General features: G+C 59.0%; 3 protein-coding genes. 1 reads left to right on the top strand and 2 read right to left on the bottom strand.

Annotated elements, in window-relative coordinates:
- Positions 1 to 51 precede the first annotated feature (51 nt).
- Positions 52 to 702: an isoprenoid biosynthesis glyoxalase ElbB gene (gene elbB / locus L972_RS00015; protein ID WP_005339556.1), complete on the bottom strand. Its 651-nt coding sequence runs from the start codon at positions 700 to 702 to the stop codon at positions 52 to 54.
- Positions 703 to 1102: 400 nt separating this feature from the next.
- Here elbB and polA point away from each other — a divergent pair, with 400 nt between their 5' ends.
- On the top strand, positions 1103 to 3868 hold the full coding sequence (gene polA, locus L972_RS00010; protein ID WP_047434070.1) for a DNA polymerase I: 2766 nt from the start codon (positions 1103 to 1105) through the stop codon (positions 3866 to 3868).
- Between the two features lie 89 nt (positions 3869 to 3957).
- Here polA and L972_RS00005 read toward each other — a convergent pair whose 3' ends face one another.
- Positions 3958 to 4497: a gamma carbonic anhydrase family protein gene (locus L972_RS00005; RefSeq protein ID WP_047434179.1), complete on the bottom strand. Its 540-nt coding sequence runs from the start codon at positions 4495 to 4497 to the stop codon at positions 3958 to 3960.
- Positions 4498 to 4523: the final 26 nt, after the last annotated feature.

The raw sequence follows: 4523 nt of genomic DNA, 5'->3' as shown, positions 1-4523 counted from the left end.
TGAAAACGGGCCGCTCCATGAGCGGCCCGTCTGTTTTTGGCGGGATGGGAATTACAGCGCCAGCAGTTGCTTGACCGTCTTCTCGATGCCGTCCGCCGCTTCGACTATGTTGTTGGCCAGCATGTAGGCGGGGGTGGAGATCACCTTGCGCTCCTGATCCACCACGAATTCGTTGACCGGGCAGTTGAGATGGCTGCCACCCATCGCCTCGATGGCGTTGGCGGTACCCTCGTCATGGCCGATGGTCGCCAGCGTCCCGGCACCATAGATCAGCGGGATCATGGCGGGTGCGATGCAGATATAGGCGGCCGGTTTGTTGGCTTTGGCAAAGCTCTGGCACGCTTTCAGCACATCGGGCTGGATCTGGCACTCGGCTCCTTTGATAGCGAAGTCACACAGGTTTTTGGCCGCGCCAAAGCCGCCGGGCACCAGCAGCGCGTCGTAATCGGCCGCATCCAGCTCGGCCACATCCTTTATCTGGCCACGACAGATGCGGGCCGCTTCGACCAGCACATTGCGGCTCTCTCCCTCGCTCACTTCACCGGTCAGGTGGTTGATGACATGGAGCTGCGCCACGTTCGGGGCGAAGCACTGGACGGCGGCTCCCTGACGGGCCAACGCCAGCAGGCTGATGACGGCCTCGTGGATTTCGGCCCCGTCAAAGACACCGCAGCCACTCAAAATCACGGCCACTTTTTTCATGGCAAACTCCTCGTTGTTGAAAATGTGAGCCAGGATGGATTGTTGTACTTTTGTATGGTTATCGCTCGCCCTCCGCTGGTCAAGTCATCTTGCTGTGCTAGGATTGTTTCGTTTTGGATCCTGCCGTACCTACTCCCTTAAATCTTTTTCCACATTGATCGAGATCATTCTAACTGTCTTGCGATCGGTTTTTACGATCTCAATTAATTGTTTTTAATGGGTTTTTATATTCTTATGCACAGTTTTATCACTGTGTGCTCTGATGCGCCCCATTTTTGAACACAGAGTTATCCACAGATTGAGACCCTTTATCAGGCGCTGTGTGCTGTTGCTGCGCCCCTTGGTGTGAGGGGGGCCCTGTGGCATCCTAGCGGCTGTTTATCTCTGGCAGGACGATTTCATGGCCCCTAGCAACCCCCTTATTCTGGTCGACGGCTCCTCTTATCTTTACCGCGCCTTCTTCGCCTCCCAGCAGGCCGATCTGCGCACATCGACCGGTTTGCCGAGCGGCGCCGTCCGTGTCATGGCCAACATGATGCGCAGCCTGCGCAAGCAATATCCTGACTGTCATGTGGCCGTGGTGTTTGATGCCAAGGGCAAGACCTTCCGCGACGACATCTATCCCGAGTACAAGGCGACCCGCGCCAGCATGCCGGACGATCTGCGCAGCCAGGTCGCCCCGATCCACCAGATGATCAAGGCGATGGGCTTCCCCTTCCTGATGGTGGAAGGGGTGGAGGCCGACGACGTGATCGGCACCCTGGCCCGCCAGGCGACCGAGAAGCAGCTGCCGGTGCTGATCAGCACCGGTGACAAGGATATGGCACAGCTGGTCTCCGACCATGTCACCCTGATCGACACCATGAAAGATGTGAAGACCGATCGGGAAGGGGTGATCGAGAAGTTTGGCGTACCGCCCGAGCTCATCATCGACTATCTGGCCCTGATGGGTGACAAGGTCGACAACATTCCCGGCATGACCGGTGTCGGCGAGAAGACCGCGCTGGCCCTGCTGCAGGGGATTGGCAGCATCGACGAGATTGCCGCCAACCTCGACAAGGTCGCCGCCCTCGGCTTCCGTGGCTCCAAGGCGTTCGCCGACAAGTTCCGCGAGCAGGAGGAGCAGGTTCGTCTCTCCTATCGACTGGCGACCATCAAGACCGATGTCGAGCTGGAACAGAGTCTGGAAGAGCTGTTGCTCAAGCCGGTCGACAAGGAGTCCCTGCTGGCGGTCTATCGCGAATACGAGCTGCGCAACCTGATCAAGGAGCTGGAATCCGGTGGTGAAGAGGGGAGCGAGATTGCCGGACAAGACGAGGCTGGCGATGAGAGCGCCGCTCCGGTTGCCGCCATCGAAACCGACTACCGCTGCATTCTGGACGAAGCCGAGTTTGACGGCTGGCTGGAACAGTTGAAAGCGGCACCGCTGTTTGCCTTCGATACCGAAACCACCAGTCTCGACTATATGGAGGCGCGGATCGTCGGCGTCTCCTTCGCGGTTGAGCCGGGCAAGGCTGCTTATGTGCCGTTTGGCCATGACTATCTGGGGGCGCCGGTACAGCTGAGCGAGGCCGTGGTGTTGGGCAAGCTCAAACCGCTGCTGGAAGATCCGACCCGTCTCAAGGTGGGGCAGAATCTCAAATACGATCGCAACGTGCTGCTCAACCACGACATCGACCTGCAAGGTATCGCCTACGACACCATGCTCGAATCTTATGTGCTCAACTCCACCGCCAGTCGTCACGATATGGATTCGCTGGCCAAGCGTTATCTCGGAGTCGAGACCACCTCCTTTGAAGATATCGCGGGCAAAGGGGTGAAACAGCTCACCTTCAACCAGATCGAGCTGGAGCAGGCCGCTCCCTATGCGGCGGAAGATGCCGATATCACCCTGCGTCTGCACCAGACCTTGTGGGGTCAACTGGAGGCCGTGCTTGGCCTCGCCAAGGTATTCAGCGAGATCGAGCTGCCGCTGCTGCCGGTATTGGCACGGATGGAGTTGCTCGGCACTACCATCGATCCCAAGCTGCTGCACCAGCAGAGTCAGGAGATCGAGCTGCGCTTGGCGGAGCTGGAGAAGCAGGCCCATGAGCTGGCTGGACAGGAGTTCAACCTCTCCTCGCCCAAGCAGTTGGGGGAGATCCTCTTCACCAAGCTGGGCCTGCCGATCATCAAAAAGACGCCGAAGGGGGCACCGTCCACCGCAGAAGAGGTGTTGGCCGAGTTGGCGGAGACCTACGAGCTGCCGCAACTGCTGATGGAGCATCGTGGGCTGGCCAAGCTCAAGTCCACCTACACCGACAAGTTGCCGCTGATGATCAAGCCCCGGACCGGGCGGGTACACACCTCCTATCATCAGGCGGTAGCGGCTACGGGCCGTTTGTCATCATCTGATCCCAACCTGCAGAACATCCCGGTGCGCAATGAGCAAGGGCGCCGGATCCGTCAGGCCTTTATTCCGAGCGCCGGTTACAAGCTGGTGGCGGCGGACTACTCCCAGATCGAGCTGCGCATCATGGCGCACCTCTCCGGTGACAAGGGGCTGCTGACCGCCTTTGCCGAGGGCAAGGACATCCACAAGGCGACTGCCGCCGAGGTGTTCGGCGTAGCGCTCGATGCGGTCACCACCGATATGCGCCGCAGTGCCAAGGCGATCAACTTCGGCCTCATCTATGGCATGAGTGCCTTTGGTCTGGCCAAGCAGTTGGGTATCGGCCGTGCCGAGGCGCAGAAGTACATGGATCTCTACTTCGAACGCTACCCGGGCGTGCTGGAGTATATGGAGCGTACCCGCCAGCAGGCGGAAGCCCAGGGTTATGTCGAGACCCTGTTTGGCCGTCGTTTATATCTGCCGGATATCAAGTCCCGCAACGCCGGTCTGCGCAAGGCAGCCGAACGGGCCGCCATCAACGCGCCGATGCAGGGTACGGCTGCCGACATCATCAAGCGCGCCATGATCAACGTGGATGGCTGGATCCGAGAGATTGAAGATGAGTCGATCCGCATGCTGATGCAGGTACACGATGAACTGGTGTTCGAGATCCGCGAAGAGAAGCTGGAGGAGTACATCGCCATCATCAAGGAGAAGATGTCTGCCGCAGCCGCACTGGATGTGCCGCTGGTTGTGGAGGCGGGCACCGGCGACAACTGGGATCAGGCCCACTGATCTCCGGTCAGCCGTTTTTGCACTGCTATATAGCTATATAAGAAGCGAAGCCCGGCATCATGCCGGGCTTCCTGTTTCTGCCAGCCCTATCAGGTCTCTTGCAGATACTCATCCTTGAGCAGCACATAATTGTCGGCCGAGGTTTTGAGGAAGGCGACCTCGGCCGGCTTGAGCGGGCGAGCCTGTTTGACGGGATTACCTATATATAGAAAGCCCGATTCGAGTCGCTTGCCCGGTGGCACCAGCGAACCTGCGCCGATCATCACATCATCTTCAACCACGACGCCATCAAGCAGAATGGCACCCATGCCGACCAGCACCCGGTTGCCGATGGTGCAGCCGTGCAGCATCGCCTTGTGACCGACCGTGACATCTTTACCGATCAGCAGCGGATAGCCGTCAGGATTGCCAGCACTCTTGCGAGTCAGGTGCAGCACAGTGCCATCCTGAATATTGCTGCGGGCGCCGATGCGGATATGGTTCACATCCCCCCGTGCCGCCACCATGGGCCAGATGCTGGCATCATCGGCCAGCTCGATATCGCCCACCAGTGTCGCGCAGGGATCTACATATACTCCTTTGCCCAATCGCGGGCGTTTTCCCTTGTAAGGTCTCAGTCGCAAGTCCATCTTGGCCTCCTTGTTTTCGGCCATTC

It is taken from the genome of Aeromonas sp. ZOR0001, from assembly GCF_000801015.1.
Taxonomy (GTDB): Bacteria; Pseudomonadota; Gammaproteobacteria; order Enterobacterales; family Aeromonadaceae; genus Aeromonas; species Aeromonas veronii.
The sequence above is the reverse complement of the archived record's forward strand: the minus strand, read 5'-3'. Positions and strand labels throughout refer to the sequence as shown.

Bases quoted from the DNA above. Each gene is read 5' to 3' on its own strand.
- elbB (WP_005339556.1), bottom strand. From the start codon at position 702: ATGAAAAAAGTGGCCGTGATTTTGAGTGGCTGCGGTGTCTTTGACGGG.
- polA (WP_047434070.1), top strand. From the start codon at position 1,103: ATGGCCCCTAGCAACCCCCTTATTCTGGTCGACGGCTCCTCTTATCTT.
- L972_RS00005 (WP_047434179.1), bottom strand. From the start codon at position 4,497: ATGGACTTGCGACTGAGACCTTACAAGGGAAAACGCCCGCGATTGGGC.